The sequence below is a fragment of the Pantoea sp. sgz302252 genome (assembly GCF_047713085.1).
In the GTDB taxonomy this organism is placed as follows: domain Bacteria; phylum Pseudomonadota; class Gammaproteobacteria; order Enterobacterales; family Enterobacteriaceae; genus Scandinavium.
In genome coordinates, this window is record NZ_JBLFJW010000014.1 from 1 (window position 1) to 21,169 (window position 21,169).

Here is a 21,169-nt window from a genome sequence, read left to right on the forward strand (position 1 = left end):
GCCAGGTCCGTTTCCCCGTACTGGACGCAGAATTCCCGCGCCGGGTGCGGCTCATACAGCACCGCTTTCCAGCCGGTGATGCCATTCTCTTCGAGCAGAAGCGCGGAAATACCCTGAATGTCCTGTTGCTGAAAGTGGCGGAAATTTTGCCGCAGGCCGCTGCGCCACAGGGGAGGACGGATGCTGAGGCTGTACTGCATCTGCCAGTGATTGGATTCCCGGGTACGAAACGCCGCCACCACGCCGCTGATGCAGCGCACGGGCGAGTTGCCCTGCCAGAGGGTCAGGGTGACTTCTTTTTCAAGCAGCGTGTCGGCGGTTTGTCCGAACGATGTGCTGGCGACGTCCACCTCCAGCGTAAACACCCGCGAATAACCTTGCCGGAGTTCGAAACGCACCACGGCGAAAGTGTTCGCGTCCTTACCCGCCACTTCCAGCGTAAAGCGCAGTCCTTTTAATGACACAGCTGACCCCTGTCGAAAGAGTAAAAATGCTGCAAAGGAAGGTAGGGATTTGGGGGATTTATTTTGTGATGCAGGTGGGAGTTTTCGAATGTATTGAGTTAAAAAGCATTAAATATCAATCAATTAATTTATTTCATGAATGGGTGGAGCCGACAGATTGATGAGACTTAAAAAATCCCCGGTGATAAGACCGGGGAGGAGAGTTAAAAGCATTCACTGCCTGCGTACGATGCTACTGAGGATAAGGCACCCAGTCGCCGCCGTTGAGACGGACATACGGTTTGCCCTGGTACTGAATCACGATGGCATTCGAGTTTTCTGAGACTGGTGCAGTCTGTGGCAGATTGCCCGTGTACTGATCCCAGTTCACGCTGTCTTCGGTAAACATTTTGCCGTCAACCGCACGGGCCACCAGTTCAGAAATCGCCAGGTAGCTGCTCGGCTGGTCGATTTCGATGGCTGAGCCCTGATGCGGCGCTTTCATGCCAAAGAACTTGATGGCGGCCGGCACGTTGGTGATGTTCGGGCTCGGGATATCACGCAGGCCAGAGACCTGCATTTTATCGCCTTTCAGCGCACCACCGTGCTCTGGCGCAATCACGACCATCACTTTACGCCCCGATTTTTCCAGCTCGGTAAAGAACGAATCAAGCTCATCAAACAGCTTCTGCGCACGCACTTTGTAATCTGCCGTTTTGCTTTGACCGGCAAAATGGTTGCCGTCATGCAGTGGTAGAATATTAAGGAAGGTGGCTGTTCGTTCACCGTTCTCTTTGCCTTCGCCCTCTAGCCAGCGATTTAGCACCGCCAGATCATCGTAGACAGGTGAACCGTCAAACCCAAGCAGGTTCACCGGCAGACCTTTCTGATCCATCAGTGGCGCTTGTATGTCGCCATAGTTGCGCAACTCTTTCAGGAAGTCGCCGAATACACCGTTGTGGCCCAGCATCAGCTGGTTTTTGAAGCCCAGCGTGGCAAGGTTATCAAACAGATAGCACTGCTTTCCGGCCGGTGAATAGAGGTTGGTGTGCGACGGCTGTCCGCAACTGGCGCGCAGTAAACGAATGGCTGCCGGGCCGCTGTAGGAGGTCGCAGAGTTAAAGTGTTTAAACACAATATCAAAATGCGACCACAGCGGATGCTGCATCAGGCCTGCGGCCTCAATGTCATCCCACGACAGTGAGCAGATGTTGATCACCAACAGCTCAAACGGCTGAGCATCCGCAGGCAGCGTGCCTGGAAACGTGGTCTGGCGCTTATCTTCTGCGGCATAGAAGCTCGACAGCCAGGCGTTGAGGTTCGCCGACGTCGGTGGGGCAGTCTGTGCAGGAATATCACCCACCACAGGTTTCGCGTTAGCCGTGGCGATAGTCGCCGCAGCGGTACCGCCAGTGGTCGTCACGGTGCCGGTTTGCTGGCCGCCCGGGAAAAGGGAGAAATTTGGCCCTACCACGGTTATCAGGTTCAGCCATAACATCGCAGCCACGATAAATACCGTGACGCGCACCCACTGGGATAAAAACAGCCAGGCCACCAGACCGACGAAGAACAGCCCGACCATCTGCCAGTTAATAAAACGGGTCACCAGGTCGAGGATGTAATTCATGCTGAAGCCCGCCAGCTGCGAGCCCTGGCTGAAAATACTTTCCGGACCTGGCAGCCAGGTGTCATGCCAGAACAGCGCAAAACCAATCGGGATGGCAATCCAGTGGCGCCATTTGTGCAGCTTACTGTTCGGGACAGGCAGCAGCAGAAACGCCACAAACACCAGGTTCTGCAGTGCGTGAAAATTCAGATAGCCCGCCCACAGCAGACCAAACTTCACCAGAAAGTAGAAGTTCCAGCCGGAAAGGCCGCGCCAGTACTGCCAGAAAGGTGACGGGGAGACGGCGGTTTTAGTTGGATTAGTCATCTTTTTGCTTTGCCTCGACGTGCCCGGTCCTGTGCAATGTGCCTGCCGGTTTGACATAACGAGGTTTGAAAAACATCAGTCTGAGCGTCGTTTCAATACGACGGAAAAAGTGGCGCGCGATATAGCCCAGCGGGAAAAAAATTAGCGCACACAGGACAACCAGTTGAATAATATCGGCAATAGACATCATTTTTGTGATTCTCCCTGTGTCTGCACCAGATGAAGTGGCTCAGGGAAGCGGCGCCAGCTGCGGCCGTCGTGCGTGGCATTCATCACTTCGTTCTTGTCCGTCGTGAGAGGCAGCGGGGCTGTCCAGCGCTCAGCGGTCACGGCTTTCATCTGCACGATTTCTGCAGTGATTTGCTTGTCTTCAAACCAAATCATTCGGTTGGAGAAGATATCGCCCGTCGGCAGCGGGAAAATGTGGTTAAGCGCGGTATCAAGATCGTTGATGCGGCAGAACGTTAAGAACAGCACCAGACGATTATCGCCAATGGTCATGATATCGCCAGGACGGTTCGGGCGGCACAGTGTGAGCGCTTGCTCCACTCTCAGGCCTGGCACCGGACGCAGAGCGACCATCACCCCTTTGTTGTCATCGGGCAGCAAAGGGTTGTTTATGATGTTGTGCACGGCTTCGCAGAAAATATCCCACTTCTGGTAGCCGCGCAGTTTCAGCGGCTGGGTCATCGCGAGCAGGGTGCCAATCTCGTCCGGGACATGGCGCTGGAACTGCTGTTTTTGCACACTTTCCACCAACGTCAGGCAGCGTGAGAGCGGGGCGTTCCACGGCACCACCAGATTCGCACCGCAGCCCAGCAGCAGGCGTTCATCCGTTGCGCGCAGACAGGCCGTGGTTTCGCGAACCACGATCTTCAGAGCGCTTCCGCGTTGGCGGCGCAAGGTGTGAATGTAATGCGCCAGTTGTTCAATCTGGCTGGTTTGCTCTACGGAGAAGATTATAGTGGCAGCCTGTGCTGGGCGTGAGGCGTTAAAGACGGCATCGTTAGTATCGAAAACTGACCAGTACTCCGACAGAGGTGGCGCACCTTCCAGCGCTATTTTGGTACTGAGCACGTCTTTTTCATCGCTGCGAGGCTGCACCACGGCTTCCTCATCTTCCGCCAGCTTCCATAAGCTGTCGTTATACTTCACGCGTAATTGCTGGCGGGCGCTGACCCCTTTCTCGTTACCCCAAAAAGCAATATCAAACAGATGGCTGTCGCCCTGGAAACGTAAACTTGCCAGACCGGAAAGGGCGCGATACTCGCTCAATAATAGCGACAGTTGCGCATCGGTATTATTACCAGGATTAAGCACCAGCAAAGAGCAATGGTAGTATTCAGCCCAACGCTGAGCGCTATTTAGCCAGGATCGCAAACGATCGGCAGGAATATTTTGCCAAATATTATCGGCACACAAGAGGATAAATAAATAACCTGCGGGTTCTAATGAGCAGAGCAGATCCCGGCGCATCGAGTATAGCCCATTTTCATTTTTTGGCATGGTGAAAAGACGTATTTTTTCAGGGCCGTGAGAGTCATTGAGTTTCACTATCGTGTGGGGTTTTTCCCCCATTGTAATGGCGGCGATTTTGGCGTCAGAAGCCTGTGCTGCAATCGTCTGATTCAGCAAATTCACGGCATCTTCCCGACGTTCAACGTTCATCCACCACACGCCGCCTAAGGGCATATGGCTAACTTCGTCCCATAAAGACTGGATTCCAAGTGAAAATACAGGGTTCACGGCATCCCTCGTGTGTAATTTAGCTGACTATGAGTTTACTAGCAAAAGAGTCAGATTAAACCTAACATTGAAATTAAAGAGTAACAGATTTAGCATGTAAACGAATTTTCCGATCGGACACAGTGTATCGAAAAAAAGAACCTGCGTTGAGTCCTGCGAGGCAAAGAAATGTCCGATACGTTTATCCATGAAATGTCCGATGAGGGGTTAAAGCTATGTCTGAGAATGCACTCCGGACACCATCTGATACAACGCCTGGCTACACCTTCCAGAATGACTTTTTGGCATTAAGCCGGGCATTCTCATTGCCGGAAATAGATTACACCGATATTTCCCAGCGCGAGCATCTTGCGGCCGCCTTAAAGCGTTGGCCGCTGCTGGCTGAGTTTGCGGAACATAAATAAGGAAGCCTGAATGGCCATTTTGGGATTGCAGGGCCTGCGAGGCGGCGTCGGAACGACATCGCTGACGGCAGCGCTGGGTTGGTCATTACAGATGCTGGGTGAATCCGTCATCGCGGTCGACGCGTGTCCGAATAATATGCTACGTTTTTGCTTTAATGACAGCATTTATCACTGTGATGGTTGGGCGCGGGCATTGCTTGATGGTGACGACTGGCGCGAGGCCGGTATGCGTTACACCTCCCACGTCGATTTTCTTCCCTTTGGCCAGCTTTCGGCCACCGAGCGTTTAAATCTCCAGGTGTTAACCCCGGTGTTGAACCAGGCGGTTGAGATTATCCAGGCTTTGCATCAGCGGGGTCAGCATCAATGGGTGCTGGTGGATCTCCCGCATGATATTGCGCCGTGGCTCCAGCCGCTGGTTGAAGCCTGTCATCATGTGGTGACGGTGGTCAATCCGGATGCCAACACGCATATTCGCCTGCATCAGCAAGTGCTGCCAAAGCATGGTCATATCCTGATCAACGACCTGCGCGTCGGCAGCCAGATTCAGGATGACCTGCACCGCATCTGGCTGCAAAGCCAGCACCGTCTGCTGCCGGTTGTTATCCACCGTGATGAAGCGATGGCGGAGTGCCTGGCAGCAAAACAACCTTTAGGCGAGTACCGCAGCGACTCTTTGGCTGCAGAAGAGATGATTACCTTCGCTAACTGGTGCCTGATGCATTACGCCGGTATTCCGGCGGCCGTGGAGTCCTCTTCATGATACGCCTGACCGCTCTGCTGCTGGCGCCGGAAGCGGGGGCACGCCTGCGCGCGCGGTATCAGGATTATCGAACTCATAAAGCGTCATGGTTGGGTGCCACGATGGGCTGTTTCTGGGTTGCTCTGGCCTGGATTTTCCTGCCGCTGGAGCATCCTCGCTGGCAGCGCATTCGGGCGAATCACGCCGAGTTTTATCCTCACATCAATCCTCATCGTCCGCGCCCGCTGGACCCGATTCGCTACCTGCTGCAAAGCGTGTGGCTGGTGGCAACTCGCCCAACGGAAGAGAAGAAAAACGTCGACTGGCAAGGTTTCAAGAAGATGGCGGGCGTTCGCGGACGTTACCACCAGTGGCTGGAAGATCTGCCGGAGCGAATGAGCAAAAAGACGGCACACCTCGACCATAAAAAAGAGCTGGCGCATGTGAACCCGAAAGTGCGTAAAGCCATTCTCGGCGTCGTTATTTTCTGTTCGCTGCTGCTTGCGCTGGTCTGCGTGACTCAACCGTTTAACCCGATGTCGCAGTTCATTTTCCTGCTGCTGCTTTGGGGCGTGGCGCTGCTGGTGCGCCGCATGCCGGGGCGTTTCTCGGCGTTGATGCTGATTGTGCTGTCGCTCACCGTGTCATGCCGTTATATGTGGTGGCGCTACACCGCCACGCTGAACTGGAACGACCCGGTCAGCCTGACCTGCGGCCTCATTTTGCTTTTCGCAGAAACCTACGCCTGGGTGGTGTTGGTTCTCGGTTATTTCCAGGTTATCTGGCCGCTGAATCGCCAGCCGGTGCCGATGCCTAAAGACATGTCGCAGTGGCCTGTTGTCGATATTTTTGTCCCGACCTACAACGAAGACCTGAACGTGGTGAAAAACACCCTTTACGCCTCGCTCGGGATCGACTGGCCGAAAGACAAGCTGAATATCTGGATCCTGGACGATGGCGGGCGTGAAGAGTTCCGCCAGTTTGCGAAAGACGTTGGGGTGGAATACATCGCTCGTACGACGCATGAGCACGCCAAAGCCGGCAACATCAACAATGCGCTGAAGCACGCCAAAGGCGAGTTCGTGGCGATTTTTGACTGTGACCACGTGCCGACCCGCTCGTTCCTGCAAATGACCATGGGCTGGTTCCGCAAGGACAATAAACTCGCCGTCATGCAGACGCCGCACCACTTCTTCTCGCCTGATCCGTTTGAACGTAACCTTGGGCGTTTTCGTAAAACCCCAAACGAAGGCACGCTGTTCTATGGCCTGGTGCAGGACGGTAACGACATGTGGGATGCCACGTTCTTCTGTGGTTCCTGTGCTGTCATCCGCCGTGAACCGCTGGATGCCATTGGCGGCATTGCGGTAGAAACGGTGACAGAAGATGCGCACACTTCTCTGCGTTTGCACCGTCTGGGTTACACCTCCGCTTACATGCGTATCCCGCAGGCGGCCGGTCTGGCGACGGAAAGCCTGTCTGCGCACATTGGTCAGCGTATTCGTTGGGCGCGCGGCATGGTGCAAATCTTCCGTATGGATAACCCACTGTTTGGTAAAGGGTTGAAGATGGCGCAGCGCGTCTGCTATGCGAATGCCATGCTCCACTTCCTCTCGGGCGTGCCACGGTTGATCTTCCTCACCGCGCCGTTGGCGTTCCTGCTGCTGCATGCCTACATCATCTATGCCCCGGCACTGATGATTGCGCTGTTCGTCTTGCCGCACATGATCCACGCCAGCCTGACCAACTCCAAAATTCAGGGTAAATACCGCCACTCGTTCTGGAGTGAAATCTACGAAACGGTGCTGGCCTGGTATATCGCGCCGCCGACTATCGTGGCGTTGATTAACCCGAAAATCGGTAAATTTAACGTCACCGCCAAAGGGGGCCTGGTCAAAGAAGAGTATGTCGACTGGGTGATTTCACGCCCGTATCTCTGGCTGGTGTTGCTGAATTTACTGGGGATTGCCTTCGGTATCTGGCGCCACTTTACCGGGCCTGCCAATGAAGTGCTGACTGTCTGGGTCAGTATCGTGTGGGTGTTCTATAACCTGATTATTCTCGGCGGCGCGGTGGCGGTGTCGGTGGAAAGCAAACAGGTTCGCCGCTCTCACCGTGTGGAAATGAGGATGCCAGCCGCGATTGCACGCGAAGACGGGCACCTGTTCTCTTGTACGCTGCACGACTTCTCTGACGGCGGCGTTGGCCTGAAAATCAACGGCCAGGCGCAGGTGCTGGAAGGCCAACGAGTGAATCTTCTGCTCAAACGCGGCCAGCAGGAATACGTGTTCCCGACGCAGGTGGTTCGCGTCTATGGCAGCGAAGTGGGCCTGCAACTGCTGCCGATGTCCACGCGTCAGCATATTGATTTTGTTCAGTGTACTTTTGCCCGCGCCGACACCTGGGCGCTGTGGCAGGACAGCTTCCCGGAAGACAAACCGTTGGAGAGTATGCTGGATATCCTGAAACTGGGGTTCCGGGGTTATCGCCACCTTGCGGAGTTCGTGCCGCCTTCGGTGAAATTTATTTTCCGATCGCTTCTTTCACTGGTTGCCTGGATGGTCTCTTTTGTCCCGCGTCGCCCCGAGCGCGCTGCGGCCACGACGCATCCACAGCCGGCAATGGCTCAACAATGATGATTCTATGATGAAAAGAAAACTTTCCTGGATTTGCGCAGCGGCTGTGGGAGTGGGCGCTCTGGCTCCCTTGACGACTTACTCCGAACCCACGACTACTGACGCCAACGCGCCTGTCGTTGCCGATTCGGCCGGAAATGCCACGACGCCAGCGGCACCGGTTCCGCCAGTTGCCGCGCCGGGCATGGTTGATCCCACTGTCACCGATCCGGGCGCCGTAGATTCTGCTGCGGCAGTGACCACGCCAGCGGTTGTCGAAAATACGCCGAGCCGCGACGTGAAGCTGAGTTTTGCGCAGATTGCGCCAGCGCCGGGCAGCATGGTGCTGAAAGGCTCGAACCCGACCGGTTCCGTGCAGTTTGGCACGCGCAGCGATGAAGTGGTGTCGAAAGCGATGCTGAATCTGGTCTATACGCCATCGCCTTCGTTGCTGCCCGTGCAGTCGCAGTTAAAAGTGTATCTGAACGATGAGCTGATGGGCGTTCTGCCGGTCACCAAAGAGCAACTGGGCAAGAAAGTGATGGCTCAACTGCCGGTTGACCCACTTTACATCACCGATTTGAACAACGTGCGTCTGGAGTTTGTTGGCCACTATCGCGATGTGTGTGAGAACCCGGCCAGCACCACGCTGTGGCTGGATGTGGCGCGTAACACGTCGCTGGATTTGACCTTCCAGCAGCTCAACGTCAAAAATGACCTCTCGCACTTCCCGGTGCCGTTCTTTGATTCCCGCGACAACCGCCAGCTGAATTTGCCGATGGTGTTTGCCGATACGCCGGATATCACGCAGCAAAAAGCCGCTTCAGTGGTGGCTTCGTGGTTTGGTGCGCGTGCAGGCTGGCGTGGACAGACGTTCCCGGTGCTGTATAACCAGTTGCCGGATCGCAACGCCATTGTGTTTGCCACCAATGACAAACGCCCTGATTTCCTGAAAGATTATCCGCTGGTGCAGGCGCCGACCATTCAGATGATCAGCCATCCGGATAAGCCGTATGTGAAGCTGCTGGTGGTGTTTGGCCGCGATAACAAAGATATATTGCAGGCCGCTGAGGGCATTGCCGCAGGGAACATCCTGTTCCGTGGGGATACCGTCACGGTGGATGAAGTCAAACCGCTGATGGAGCGTAAGCCTTATGATGCACCGAACTGGGTGCACACCGACCGCGCGGTGACGTTTGGCGAGCTGAAAACCTACGAGCAGCAATTGCAGTCTACCGGGCTTGAACCTGCGTCCATCAACCTGTCGCTGAACCTGCCGCCAGATCTCTATCTGCTGCGCAGCAACGGCATCGACATGGACCTGAAATATCGCTATACCCAGCCGGCGATGAAAGACAGCTCGCGCATGGATATCAACCTCAACAACCAGTTCCTGCAGTCATACAACCTGAGCAGCACTCAGGAAGTGAGCAGCCTGCTGCTGCGTCTGCCGATTGTTCAGGGCTTGCTGGATGGCAAAAACGAAGTGTCGATCCCGGCGCTGCGTCTGGGCGCAACCAACCAGATGCGCTTTGACTTCCAGTACACCAACCCGATGCCGGGTGGCACCATCGAAAACTGCATTACCTTCCAGCCGATTCAGAACCACGTGGTGATTGGGGACGATTCGACTATCGATTTTTCCAACTATTACCATTTCCTGGCGATGCCGGATTTACGCGCGTTCGCCAACGCAGGCTTCCCGTTCAGCCGTATGGCAGACCTGGCTGACACGTTAATCGTCATGCCGTCAAAACCGACGCAGAATCAGGTCAGCACGCTGCTTGATACCGTAGCGACTATCGGCGGACAGGTTGGGTTGACTGGCGCGCGTCTCAAACTGACCGACGATCCGGCCCAGATGCAAAAGCAGGATGCCGACATCATGCTGATTGGCTCGATTCCGGACAAACTGAAAGACGACAAGCATATTGATTTGCTGGTCGACGCGACCAGGAGCTGGGTGAAAACACCGGTTCGCCAGAATGAACTGCCGTCGGTGAATGTGGACGATCACGAGCGTCAGCCAGCGGCGCAGGCTACGGTTTCTTCGGATGGCCCGATGGCCGCCATCATTGGCTTCCAGTCGCCGTATCACGATCAGCGCAGCGTCATCGCCCTGATGGCCGACAGCCCACGTGGTTTCGAACTGCTGAATCAAGCGCTGAACGACAGCGGTAAGCGTGCGGCGATGTTTGGTTCCGTCTCGGTTATCCGCGAATCTGGCGTAAACAGTCTGCGTGTCGGTGACATCTATTATGTTGGGCATTTGCCATGGTATGAGCGCGTCTGGTTTGCGTTATCTAACCATCCGATTCTGCTGTCGATTCTGGCTGCGCTGAGCGTCGTGCTGTTGGCCTGGGTGCTGTGGCGTCTGCTGCGTATTATCAGCCGTCGTCGTCTGGATCCGGATAACGAGTAACCGATGATGAACCGCCTGGGCCAGTCTGCACTGGCGCTGCTGATGCTGTTCACGTTGCAGGCCTCTGCGGCCTGCAACTGGCCCGCGTGGGAGCAGTTTAAAAAGGACTATATCAGTGACGGCGGGCGAGTGATTGACCCGAGCGATGCCAGGAAAATCACCACCTCCGAAGGGCAGAGCTATGCGCTGTTCTTCGCCTTAGCAGCTAACGATCGCACTGCGTTTTCATCACTCTTCGACTGGACGCAAAACAACCTCGCTGAAGGCAACCTGAAAGCGCATCTCCCGGCCTGGCTGTGGGGCAAAAAAGAGGACGGTAGCTGGAGCGTTATCGACAGTAACTCCGCCTCGGATGCCGATATCTGGATTGCCTGGTCGTTGCTGGAAGCGGGGCGGTTGTGGAATCAGCCGCACTACAGCGAAGCGGGAAAAGTCTTGCTCTCGCGCATCGCCAGTGAAGAAGTCGTTAAGGTGCCGGGTCTTGGTTCGATGTTACTACCGGGGAAAGTGGGCTTTGTCGACGACGCAGGCTGGCGCTTCAATCCCAGCTATTTGCCGCCGCAGCTAGCCGCTTACTTCGTCCGTTTCGGCGAACCGTGGCAAGCTCTTCAGGCGACCAATTTACGTCTATTGCTGGAGACCGCGCCGAAAGGCTACTCGCCAAACTGGGTGCGCTTTGACAAGAAAAAAGGCTGGCAACTGAAGCAGGATAAATCTCTGCTTGGCAGCTACGACGCCATTCGCGTTTATCTGTGGATAGGGATGATGAACGATGCCGACCCGCAGAAAGCCCGTTTGCTGAACAAGTTTAAAGCCATGGCGGCGCAAACCGCGAAAGCCGGTGTCGTGCCTGAAAAAATCGATATCGCGACGGACAAAATTGACGGCGATGGGCCGGTCGGTTTTTCCGCTTCGCTGCTGCCTTTCCTGCAAAATCGTGATGCTCAGGCGGTACAACGCCAGCGCGTCGCCGACCATTTTCCGGGCAATGACGCCTATTACAGCTATGTTCTGACCCTGTTCGGGCAAGGATGGGATCAACACCGTTTTCGGTTCACTGCTCGCGGTGAACTTCTACCTGACTGGGGCCAGGAATGCGTACCTTCTCACTAAGTTTACTCAGCCTCTCACTCAGCATTGCGCTCATGCCTCTTGCGCATGCCGCGCCGTCGGCACAGCAACAACTCCTCGATCAGGTGCGTCTGGGCGAATCGTCCAAACGTGAAGATCTGGTGCGTCAGTCGCTCTATCGCCTGGAGCTTATCGCGCCTGACGACCCACAGGTGATTGCTGCTCGTATGCGCTACTTGTTGCGGCAGGGCGATAACGCCGGGGCGCAGAAACAGCTTGAACGCCTGAAGGCTTTAGCGCCGGATTCCGACACATTAAAAGCCTCACAGAGCGAGCTGCAACTGTCGAGCGGTGAGGGCCGTCAGGCCTTACAGGAAGCACGTTTACAGGTAACGACCGGGCATGTACCGGAAGGGGTTGCGCTGTATGACAAACTGTTCAACGGCGTGCCGCCTGATGGCGATCTCGCGGTGGAATACTGGAGCGTGGTGGCACGTTTGCCTGCTCGTCATAATGAAGCCGTCAACAAGCTGAAAGCCATTAACGCGAAGTCGCCGGGCAACACCCAATTGCAAACGACGCTGGCGAAAATGCTGTTCGCTGATAATCGAAATCAGGAAGGCTACGCTGTGCTGGAACAGATGGCGCGTTCCAGTGCCGGGCGCGGGACAGCGGCTGATATTTGGTATGACCAGGTTAAGAACGAGCCGACCAGTGATAACACTGTCAAAGCGTTGCAGCGCTTCCTGACGTTGTTCACCACCGGTGATTTGGCCGATGAGGCGCGTACTCAGCTTGCCGAGCAACAAAAGCAACTGGCCGATCCGGTGTTCCACGCCAAAGCCGAACAGCAGGCTAAAGCCGCGGAAGTGGCAAAGGTGGAAGCCAGCAAGCCGCAGACCTGGCAGATTGTCTGGCCGCTTATCCGTAAAGGCGATGCGGCGCTGAAAACGAACAATCTCGATCAGGCGCAGCGCTTCTATCAGCAGGCTCAACGAACAGACAACAGCAACAGTTATGCCGTGCTTGGCCTGGGTGATGTGGCGCTGGCTCGCAAAGACACCGCAGCCGCCGAACGTTATTACCAGCAGGCTTTGCGGCTGGATCGCACTAACAGCAGCGCCGTGCGTGGGCTGGCTAATATTTATCGTGCAGAGTCACCTGAGAAGGCGACGGCGTTTATCAATGGGCTCTCTGCCAGCCAAAGACGCAGCATTGATGATATCGAACGCAGCCTGACCGACGATCGTCTGTCGCAGCAAGCCGAAGCCCTGGAAAATCAGGGGCGCTGGGCGCAAGCGGCTGAACTGCAACGTCGCAGGCTGGCGATGGACCCTGAAAGCGTGTGGATCACTTATCGTCTGGCGAAAGATCTGAACAGCGCCGGGCAGCGCGGCGAAGCCGATAATCTGATGATGAACCTGGCGCGTAAAAAGTCCGGCGATGCGGATCAGGTTTACGCCTACAGCCTCTATCTCTCGGGGAACAATCAGGATTTGGCGGCGCTGTCGCACCTCAACACCCTGCCGAAAAGCCAGTGGAATGCCAATATTCAGGAGCTTTCAGACCGTCTTGAGTCTGACCAGCTCCTGCAAAAAGCCAATCTGCTGCGTGATAATGGCCATGAAGATCAGGCAATTGCGCTGCTCAAACAGCAGCCACCGTCGGCTCGTCTTGATTTAACGCTGGCGGACTGGGCGCAACAGCGCGGAGATACCTCTTCGGCTATCGCTGCCTACAATTCTGCTTTGGCGAAAGAAGCGGACAACGACGACGCGCGGTTGGGTCTGGCTGAAGTGTATGTGGCTGACGGCAATGATGCCGCTGCCCGCGAGCAACTGGCGAAAATCAAAGCGCCAGCGGCAGGGGATACGCCTTCACTTGGTACGCAACGCCGCATCGCGCTGGTGGATGCCGATTTGGGCGACACGGCAAAAGCCCAGCAGATTTTCAGCTCCATCGTGCCGCAGGCAAAAGCGCAGCCTGCCTCGATGGACAGCGCGTTGGTGTTGCGTGATAACTCGCGTTTTCAGGTCCAAAACGGCGACCCGCAAGCCGCTCTGGAAGGCTACAAAGATGCGATGGTGGCCGCAGGGATCACCCCGGTTCGCCCACAGGATAACGACACCTTTACCCGTTTGACCCGTAACGACCCGAAAGATGACTGGCTCAAGCGAGGCGTGCGCAGCGATGCAGCCGATCTCTACCGTCAGCAGGATGTGAACGTCACCCTCGAACATAACTATTGGGGCTCAAGCGGCACCGGTGGCTATTCCGATCTTAAAGCTCACACCACGATGTTCCAGGTGGATGCGCCGCTGGCGGATGGGCGCATGTTCTTCCGTAGCGATTACGTGAACATGAACGAGGGCAGTTTCTCCACTGACGACAATGGTGGTTATTCGCCGAAGTGGGGCACCTGTGCCGATATCACCTGCTTTGGCGGCGATAAAAGCCAGAGTTCCAAAGGCGCGAGCGTTGCGGTCGGCTGGCGTAACGCCACCTGGGATATGGACATTGGCACCACGCCGATGGGCTTTGACGTGGTTGATGTGGTCGGCGGCCTGAGTTACAGCAACAGCGTCGGTTCGCTGGGCTATACGCTGGAAGGGCATCGCCGTCCTGTTTCCAGCTCTTTGCTGGCATTCGGCGGACAAAAAGATACCAACACCGGCACCACCTGGGGCGGCGTACGAGCCAACGGTGGCGGCGTGAGCCTGAGCTATGACAAAGGTGAAGCGAACGGCGTCTGGGCTTCATTAAGCGCCGACACGCTGACCGGTCAGAATGTGGAAGATAACTGGCGCGCCCGCTGGATGGCCGGGTATTACTACAAGGTTATCAATGAGAACGACCGCCGGGTAACGGTCGGTCTCAACAACATGATCTGGCACTACGACAAAGACCTCAGCGGCTACACGCTTGGGCAGGGAGGTTATTACAGCCCGCAGCAATATTTGTCGTTTGCGGTGCCGGTGAACTGGCGTCAGCGTACCGAAAACTGGTCATGGGAACTTGGCGGGTCGGTGTCGTGGTCGCATTCGAAAACCAACAATCAGGCGCGCTATCCCTTGCCGAACCTGCTTCCGGCAGACTTCCGCAATGAAGGCAGTCAGATTATCGATGATGGCAGCAGCTCGGGCACCGGTTACACAGCACATGCGTTGATTGAACGCCGCCTGACCTCAAACTGGTTTATCGGCGCGGCTATCGATATTCAGCAGGCGAAGGATTACACCCCGAGCCATGCGTTGCTGTATGTGCGTTATTCTGCCGCAGGCTGGCAGGGCGATATGGACTTGCCGCCGCAGCCGCTGATCCCTTACGCTGACTGGTAACAGATTAGCCTTAAAACAGCTTTCTCCCGTCACGATAACGTCTGAGTTAGCGTATAATGTGCCGAAAATCGCTTAATGCCGGGCTGAACTGTGCTAACCCGGCATTAACGTGATCCGCCGAAGGGCGTGGTTTTACTCTGGGGAGAGTTCTTTTGCGCGTCAGCCGCTCACTCACAATCAAACAAATGGCCATGGTGGCGGCAGTGACCATGGTGTTTGTGTTCGTCTTTTGTTCCATTTTGTTCTTCCATTTTGTTCAGCAGAACCGGTATATGACGGCGATGCAGCTCGAAAGCATCGCCCGTTCCGTGCGTGAACCGCTTTCTTCCGCCATTTTAAAAGGCGATATTCCGGAAGCCGAAACCATTCTGGGGCGTATTCAGCCTGCGGGTATTGTCAGCCGCGCGGATGTCGTCTTGCCGAATCAGTTCCAGGCGTTGGGGACGCGTTTTATCGAAGAGCGTCCGGTGCCGGTCTGGGTAACCCGTACATTTGAACTTCCGGTGCAGATTTCGCTGCCGGTTTACTCCCTGGAACGCCCGGTCAATCCGCAGCCATTGGCTAATCTGGTGCTGCAATCAGATTCTTATCGAACTTATAAGTTTGTCATGAGCGCATTTTCAACGTTAGTGACTGCTTACTTGCTTTTGGTGTTGATGCTGACCGTCGGATTAACGTGGTGCATTAACCGCCTGATTTTGCGGCCGCTGCGCACCATTGCTCGCGAACTGAACGATGTTTCTCCGCAGGAACGCGTAGGGCATCAATTGGTGCTGCCTCGCCTGCATCACGACGATGAAATCGGCATGCTGGTGCGCAGCTACAACCGTAATCAGCAAATTATGCTGCGCCAGCATGAAGAGCTGAGCAGCCATTCCACGCGTTTTCCGGTCACTGACCTGCCAAACAAAGCCTTTCTGCTGGCATTACTGGAACAAACCGTCGCGCACCAGAAAACCACCGCGTTGATGGTGGTGGCCTGTGAAACGCTGCAGGACACCGCAGGCGTTCTGAAAGAGAGTCAGCGCGAAATGCTGTTGCTGACGCTGGTAGAGAAGCTCAAATCGGTGATTTCGCCACGCATGGTATTAGCGCAGGTCAGCGGCTACGACTTTGCAATCCTGGCTCATGGCGTAAAAGAGCCGTGGCACGCTATTACATTAGGTCAGCAAGTACTCACTGTCATTAATGAGCGTCTGCCGCTCCAGGGCATTCAGCTGCGTCCAGGTGCGAGCATCGGGATTGCGATGTTCCATGGCGATTTATCCGCGGAGCAGCTTTACCGTCGCGCTTGCTCGGCGGCTTTTACCGCTCGTCGTAAGGGCAAAAACCAGATTGAGTTTTTCGATCCGGAGCAGATGGAAAAAGCGCAAAAGCGCCTGACCGAAGAGAGCGACATCCTTTCCGCGCTGGATAACCAGCAGTTCGCTATCTGGCTGCAGCCGCAGGTGGACATCGCCAGCGGCAAAGTGTGCAGTGCCGAAGTGCTGTTACGTTTACGCCAGCCGGATGGCAGCTGGGAGCTGCCGCCCGATCTTATCGAGCGCATCGAAACCTGCGGTCTGATGGTCACGGTGGGCTACTGGGTGCTGGAGGAAGCCTGCCGTCAGCTCGCGGCGTGGCAGAGTCGCGGCATCATGCTGCCGCTGTCCGTTAACCTTTCGGCGTTGCAGCTCCTGCATTACGACATGGTGGCGGACATGCTCGAACTGCTCAACCGCTACCGGATTGCACGCGGCACGCTGGTGCTGGAAGTGACCGAAAGCCGACGCATCGACGACCCGAAAGCCGCCGTGGCAATCTTGCGCCCGCTGCGCAATGCCGGGGTGCAAATCGCACTGGACGACTTCGGGATGGGCTACGCCGGGTTGCATCAGCTTCAGCACATGAAATCGCTGCCGGTGGATATTCTTAAAATCGACAAAATCTTCGTCGAATCGCTGCCCAATGACACCAGCATGGTGTCTGCCATCATTCAACTGGCGCGCAGCCTGAACCTGAGCATTGTGGCGGAAGGCGTTGAAACACAAGCCCAATTCGATTGGCTGAAAACGGCAGGGGTGGATATCGCGCAGGGTTTCCTGTTCGATCGTGCCGTCGCGCCGGAAACGTTCGAGAGCCACTATCTGGTGTCACTTGATGAAAACGAGAGCGCGTAATTGTTGCGAGCTTTTACGAGTCAGCTCTAACTTTTTAATATTAATTGTACGTTTTGTTTCTGTGTTGTATGTCGAATGTTATTTTAAAGCCGCGGGCGAATAAAAACCCTTCTTAGCCTGTGGTTTTATATTTAAGGACATCCGATGAAAACCTCTCTGTTCAAAAGCCTTTACTTCCAGGTCCTGACGGCTATCGCTATCGGTATTTTGCTCGGCCACTACTACCCGGAACTCGGCACCCAAATGAAACCGCTTGGCGATGCCTTCGTTAAGCTCATCAAAATGGTTATCGCTCCCGTCATCTTCTGTACCGTGGTGACCGGTATTGCCGGGATGGAGAGCATGAAGGCCGTTGGCCGCACAGGCGCGGTGGCGCTGCTCTACTTTGAAGTGGTCAGTACGCTGGCGTTGATTATCGGCCTGGTGATTGTGAACCTGGTGCAGCCAGGGGCGGGCATGAACGTCGACCCGGCAACGCTTGATGCGCATGCGGTGGCGGTGTATGCCGCGCAGTCGAAAGATCAGGGGGTGGTGGCCTTCCTGCTGGATGTCATTCCTTCCAGCGTGATTGGCGCGTTTGCCAGCGGCAACATCCTGCAGGTGCTGATGTTCGCGGTGCTGTTTGGTTTTGCGCTGCACCGTCTGGGTAGCAAAGGCCAGCTGATTTTCAACGTGATTGAGAGCTTCTCTCAGGTCATCTTCGGCATCATCAACATGATCATGCGCCTGGCGCCGATTGGTGCTTTCGGGGCGATGGCGTTCACCATCGGGAAATACGGTGTCGGCACGCTGGTGCAGCTCGGGCAGCTCATCATCTGCTTCTACATCACCTGTATTCTGTTCGTGGTGGTGGTGCTCGGGTCGATTGCTCGTGCGACGGGCTTTAGCATCTTCAAGTTTATCCGCTATATCCGTGAAGAGTTGCTGATCGTTCTGGGGACGTCATCTTCTGAATCTGCGCTGCCGCGTATGCTCGATAAGATGGAAAAGCTGGGCTGCCGCAAATCGGTGGTGGGGTTAGTCATTCCGACAGGCTACTCGTTCAACCTCGACGGCACGTCTATTTACCTGACCATGGCGGCGGTGTTTATCGCGCAGGCGACCAACAGCCATATGGATATATTCCATCAGATAACGCTGCTGGTGGTGTTGCTGCTCTCCTCGAAAGGGGCGGCGGGCGTGACGGGCAGTGGCTTTATCGTGCTTGCAGCGACTATTTCTGCGGTCGGTCATTTACCGGTGGCGGGTCTGGCGCTGATTCTGGGTATCGACCGCTTCATGTCGGAAGCCCGTGCACTGACCAACCTCGTCGGCAACGGCGTGGCGACCATCGTGGTGGCAAAGTGGGTGAAAGAACTGGACGCCAAACAGCTCGACGATACGCTCAATAACCGTACTCCGGCTGAGAAAACGCAACAAATTTCCTCATAATCCCGCGACTTATCACCTCTATCTGCCCGTAGTCCCTTGATGGACTACGGGCTCCTGCGCATAATTGACCATATTTTTCGTGGAACGTGTGACATTTCATCTTTTACACGGTCTATACCCTAAATCATTCGAGTTGCAGGTTGCCTGCAGCTTGAAGTATGACGGGTAAAACCACGTATTTAACTCATCTACTGACCATGAGTTGTCATTTTAACCAGGATTGTTGATTCAGGGGTTCACATGCAGGGCACAAAAATTCGACTCGTAGCGGGCGGGATGCTGATGATGGCGGCCGCGGGCTATGTGCAAGCAGAAGCGCTCCAGCCAGACCCGGCATGGCAACAGGGAACACTGGCGAACGGATTTCAGTGGCAGGTGTTAGCCACGCCGCAGCGCCCAAGCGATCGTGTGGAAATCCGTCTTCAGGTTAACATCGGTTCACTGAGTGAGAGCACTCAGCAGACTGGCTATAGCCACTTTATTCCCCGGCTGGCGCTCTCGCAGAGCGGCAGCTTAGAGACCATGCAGGCGCGTTCATTATGGCAGCAGGGCATTGATCCCCAGCACCCGATGCCTCCGGCGATTGTTTCTTACGACTACACCTTGTTCAGCCTGAGCCTGCCGAATAACCGTAACGATTTGCTCAAAGAAGCGCTGACTTACCTCGCTGATGCGGGTGGTAAGCTGAACATCACTCCAGAAGCTGTGAATCACGCACTCAGCGGCGAAGACATGGTGGTCACCTGGCCGCAGGATCCGAAAGAAGGCTGGTGGCGCTATCGCCTGAAAGGCTCAACGATGCTGGGTCACGATCCGGCCGAACCGCTCAAGCAGCCCGTTGATGCCGCGCAGCTGAAAAGCTTCTACCACAAATGGTACACGCCGGATGCGATGACGCTGATTGTGGTCGGTAATGTTGACAGCCGCAGCGTAGGCGAGCAAATCAACAAAATCTTTGGCGAGTTAAAAGGCAAACGCGAAACGCCTGCCGCCGTGCCAACGCTGGCACCGCTGTCACCGAAAGCGGTCAGCATCATGACCGATGCGGTACCGCAAGACCGCCTGTCTATCATGTGGGACACGCCATGGACGCCCATCCGCGAATCCGCTGCGCTTCAGCGTTACTGGCGTGCGGATCTCGCACGTGAAGCGCTGTTCTGGCATGTGCAGCAGAATCTCAGCAAAAACAATGTGAAAGACATCGGTCTGGGCTTTGATTGCCGCGTGCTTTATCTGCGTGCGCAATGTGCTATCAACGTTGATTCACCGAACGAGAAGCTCAATAACAACCTCGTTCTGGTGGCGCGCGAGCTGGCAAAAGTGCGTGAAAACGGCCTGACGCAGGAAGAGTTCAACGCGTTGATTGCGCAGAAGAACCTTGAATTGCAGAAGCTGTTTGCGACCTACGCCCGCACCAACACCGATCTGCTGGTCAACCAGCGTATGCGCTCCCTGCAAAATCAGGTGGTGGATATCGCGCCGGAGCAGTATCAGAAAGTGCGCCAGGATTTCCTGAATTCGTTGACTGTCGAAAGTCTGAATCAGGACCTGCGTCAGCAGCTGTCACAAGAGATGGCGCTGATCCTCCAGCAGCCGAGAGGCGAGCCGGAATACAACATGAAGGACCTGCAAGAGACGTGGGATAAACTGATGGTGCAACCGACGGCCGCTGCCCCTGCAGCGAATGACGATGCGCATCAGGATGTGACGGATATTCCACCAGGGCAGTAAGTGATTTACCCCTCACCCTAACCCTCTCCCCATAGGGGAGAGGGGATCATCCTGCGCAGGTTTTGACTAAGACGGCACCGTTTTTGAGTTTCTCCCTCGCCCCTTTGGGGAGAGGGCCGGGGTGAGGGGAACAACGATGCTCAGGCAGGCATCGCCTCACGAGGAATAATCGCCCCGCGATACTGAATTACGGTGCTGGCCGTCAGGTGCCCACGCTCGGCAGCCGCTTTCGTGTCGCCACCCGTCAGACGAACCGCCAGATACCCTGCGCTGAAGGAATCGCCCGCCGCTGTCGTATCCACCACTTTCTCTTTTGGCAGTTTCACCGCAGGCACATCCACAATCGCTTCACCCGCCAGTGACACCAGGCAGGAATCTGCCCCGCGCTTCACCACCACTTCATTTACGCCAGCGGCGTGGGTGCGGGCAATCACTTCATCCACCGGTTTTTCGCCCCACAGCGCGTCTTCGTCATCCAGCGTCAGGAAGGCGATGTCTGTGCATGCCAGCATCTGCTGATAGACCTGCTGCGTCTCTTCGCGGCTGGCCCACAGGCGCGGGCGATAGTTGTTGTCGAAAATGACCTGGCCGCCGTTTGCACGGCATTCGTGCAGCAGCGAGAAGAGTTTTTCACGGCTGGCAGGGCTCAAAATCGCCAGGCTGATGCCGCTCAGGTAGAGGTAATCGTATGTTGTCAGCTCTTCGCAGATAGCCGCGGATCCCTCGCTTTCCAGCCAGAATTTTGCGGCCGCTTCATTGCGCCAGTAGTAGAACGTGCGCTCACCGGTATCGTCGGTTTCGATGTAATACAGGCCCGGCATGCGGTTAGCCATGCGTTGAATCAGACGGGTGTCGACGTTCTCATTCTGCCAGGCATCCAGCATTTGCTGGCTGAAACTGTCCGTGCCCAGCGCGGTGATGTAGCTGACCTGGAGGCTGCTTTGTTTCACCTGACGGGCGATGTACACGGAAGTGTTCAGCGTATCGCCGCCAAAACCGCGGTTCACCAGCGAACCCTTCTCTGAAAGCTCAATCATACATTCGCCAATGACGGCAATTTTCTTAGACATAGTCTCAGGCCTTATCGAAATCGGAAAAAATAAGCGCTAGTTTGCGCTGTGGCTGTTAGGGGGT

The 21,169-nt window shown here is 55.6% G+C and carries 14 protein-coding genes; 9 read left to right on the plus strand and 5 right to left on the minus strand.

Going from position 1 to position 21,169, the window contains the following annotated elements:
* The 4 genes from ACLW56_RS12325 to bcsE all read right to left on the minus strand — a co-directional run.
* The coding region (locus ACLW56_RS12325; RefSeq protein WP_330984063.1) for a contractile injection system protein, VgrG/Pvc8 family at positions 1 to 464 on the minus strand (464 nt) is incomplete at its 3' end.
* Between the two features lie 232 nt (positions 465 to 696).
* Complete coding sequence (gene bcsG, locus ACLW56_RS12330; RefSeq protein ID WP_330984064.1) at positions 697 to 2,376, minus strand: cellulose biosynthesis protein BcsG; 1,680 nt, start codon at positions 2,374 to 2,376, stop codon at positions 697 to 699.
* Entirely contained in the window at positions 2,369 to 2,566 is a 198-nt protein-coding gene (gene bcsF / locus ACLW56_RS12335; RefSeq protein ID WP_330984065.1) for a cellulose biosynthesis protein BcsF, read from the minus strand. The genes bcsG and bcsF overlap by 8 nt, the downstream gene beginning before the upstream one ends.
* Complete coding sequence (gene bcsE / locus ACLW56_RS12340; protein ID WP_330984066.1) at positions 2,563 to 4,122, minus strand: cellulose biosynthesis c-di-GMP-binding protein BcsE; 1,560 nt, start codon at positions 4,120 to 4,122, stop codon at positions 2,563 to 2,565. Before bcsE ends, bcsF begins: the two co-directional genes overlap by 4 nt.
* A gap of 215 nt (positions 4,123 to 4,337) precedes the next feature.
* Between bcsE and bcsR the strand changes: the two genes are divergently transcribed.
* From bcsR to ACLW56_RS12385, 9 genes are all read left to right on the plus strand, one after another.
* A complete protein-coding gene (gene bcsR / locus ACLW56_RS12345; protein ID WP_330984067.1) occupies positions 4,338 to 4,526 on the plus strand; it encodes a cellulose biosynthesis protein BcsR in 189 nt (62 codons plus the stop codon).
* A 10-nt stretch (positions 4,527 to 4,536) separates the two neighbouring features.
* On the plus strand, positions 4,537 to 5,289 hold the full coding sequence (bcsQ, locus tag ACLW56_RS12350) for a cellulose biosynthesis protein BcsQ (protein ID WP_330984068.1): 753 nt from the start codon (positions 4,537 to 4,539) through the stop codon (positions 5,287 to 5,289).
* Positions 5,286 to 7,904, plus strand: coding sequence for a UDP-forming cellulose synthase catalytic subunit (gene bcsA / locus ACLW56_RS12355; protein WP_330984069.1), 2,619 nt, complete (start codon positions 5,286 to 5,288; stop codon positions 7,902 to 7,904). Before bcsQ ends, bcsA begins: the two co-directional genes overlap by 4 nt.
* A 10-nt stretch (positions 7,905 to 7,914) precedes the next feature.
* On the plus strand, positions 7,915 to 10,305 hold the full coding sequence (gene bcsB, locus ACLW56_RS12360) for a cellulose biosynthesis cyclic di-GMP-binding regulatory protein BcsB (RefSeq protein WP_330984164.1): 2,391 nt from the start codon (positions 7,915 to 7,917) through the stop codon (positions 10,303 to 10,305).
* A gap of 3 nt (positions 10,306 to 10,308) precedes the next feature.
* A complete protein-coding gene (gene bcsZ, locus ACLW56_RS12365) occupies positions 10,309 to 11,418 on the plus strand; it encodes a cellulose synthase complex periplasmic endoglucanase BcsZ (RefSeq protein WP_415377785.1) in 1,110 nt (369 codons plus the stop codon).
* Positions 11,400 to 14,714, plus strand: a complete 3,315-nt coding sequence (gene bcsC / locus ACLW56_RS12370) for a cellulose synthase complex outer membrane protein BcsC (RefSeq protein ID WP_330984070.1) — start codon at positions 11,400 to 11,402, stop codon at positions 14,712 to 14,714. Before bcsZ ends, bcsC begins: the two co-directional genes overlap by 19 nt.
* A 152-nt stretch (positions 14,715 to 14,866) precedes the next feature.
* On the plus strand, positions 14,867 to 16,873 hold the full coding sequence (gene hmsP, locus ACLW56_RS12375) for a biofilm formation regulator HmsP (protein ID WP_330984071.1): 2,007 nt from the start codon (positions 14,867 to 14,869) through the stop codon (positions 16,871 to 16,873).
* Positions 16,874 to 17,017: 144 nt separating this feature from the next.
* Positions 17,018 to 18,304 carry a dicarboxylate/amino acid:cation symporter gene (locus ACLW56_RS12380; protein ID WP_330984072.1) on the plus strand — a complete coding sequence of 429 codons (1,287 nt, stop codon included), beginning with the start codon at positions 17,018 to 17,020 and terminating at the stop codon, positions 18,302 to 18,304.
* A gap of 240 nt (positions 18,305 to 18,544) precedes the next feature.
* A complete protein-coding gene (locus ACLW56_RS12385; protein ID WP_330984073.1) occupies positions 18,545 to 20,035 on the plus strand; it encodes a pitrilysin family protein in 1,491 nt (496 codons plus the stop codon).
* Positions 20,036 to 20,175: 140 nt separating this feature from the next.
* Here ACLW56_RS12385 and ACLW56_RS12390 read toward each other — a convergent pair whose 3' ends face one another.
* Positions 20,176 to 21,105: a sugar kinase gene (locus ACLW56_RS12390; protein WP_330984074.1), complete on the minus strand. Its 930-nt coding sequence runs from the start codon at positions 21,103 to 21,105 to the stop codon at positions 20,176 to 20,178.
* Positions 21,106 to 21,169 lie beyond the last annotated feature (64 nt).

Bases quoted from the DNA above. Each gene is read 5' to 3' on its own strand.
- bcsZ (WP_415377785.1), top strand. From the start codon at position 10,309: ATGATGAACCGCCTGGGCCAGTCTGCACTGGCGCTGCTGATGCTGTTC.
- ACLW56_RS12390 (WP_330984074.1), bottom strand. From the start codon at position 21,105: ATGTCTAAGAAAATTGCCGTCATTGGCGAATGTATGATTGAGCTTTCA.
- bcsB (WP_330984164.1), top strand. From the start codon at position 7,915: ATGAAAAGAAAACTTTCCTGGATTTGCGCAGCGGCTGTGGGAGTGGGC.
- bcsG (WP_330984064.1), bottom strand. From the start codon at position 2,376: ATGACTAATCCAACTAAAACCGCCGTCTCCCCGTCACCTTTCTGGCAG.
- bcsF (WP_330984065.1), bottom strand. From the start codon at position 2,566: ATGATGTCTATTGCCGATATTATTCAACTGGTTGTCCTGTGTGCGCTA.
- ACLW56_RS12385 (WP_330984073.1), top strand. From the start codon at position 18,545: ATGCAGGGCACAAAAATTCGACTCGTAGCGGGCGGGATGCTGATGATG.
- bcsC (WP_330984070.1), top strand. From the start codon at position 11,400: ATGCGTACCTTCTCACTAAGTTTACTCAGCCTCTCACTCAGCATTGCG.
- bcsA (WP_330984069.1), top strand. From the start codon at position 5,286: ATGATACGCCTGACCGCTCTGCTGCTGGCGCCGGAAGCGGGGGCACGC.
- ACLW56_RS12380 (WP_330984072.1), top strand. From the start codon at position 17,018: ATGAAAACCTCTCTGTTCAAAAGCCTTTACTTCCAGGTCCTGACGGCT.
- bcsR (WP_330984067.1), top strand. From the start codon at position 4,338: ATGTCTGAGAATGCACTCCGGACACCATCTGATACAACGCCTGGCTAC.
- bcsQ (WP_330984068.1), top strand. From the start codon at position 4,537: ATGGCCATTTTGGGATTGCAGGGCCTGCGAGGCGGCGTCGGAACGACA.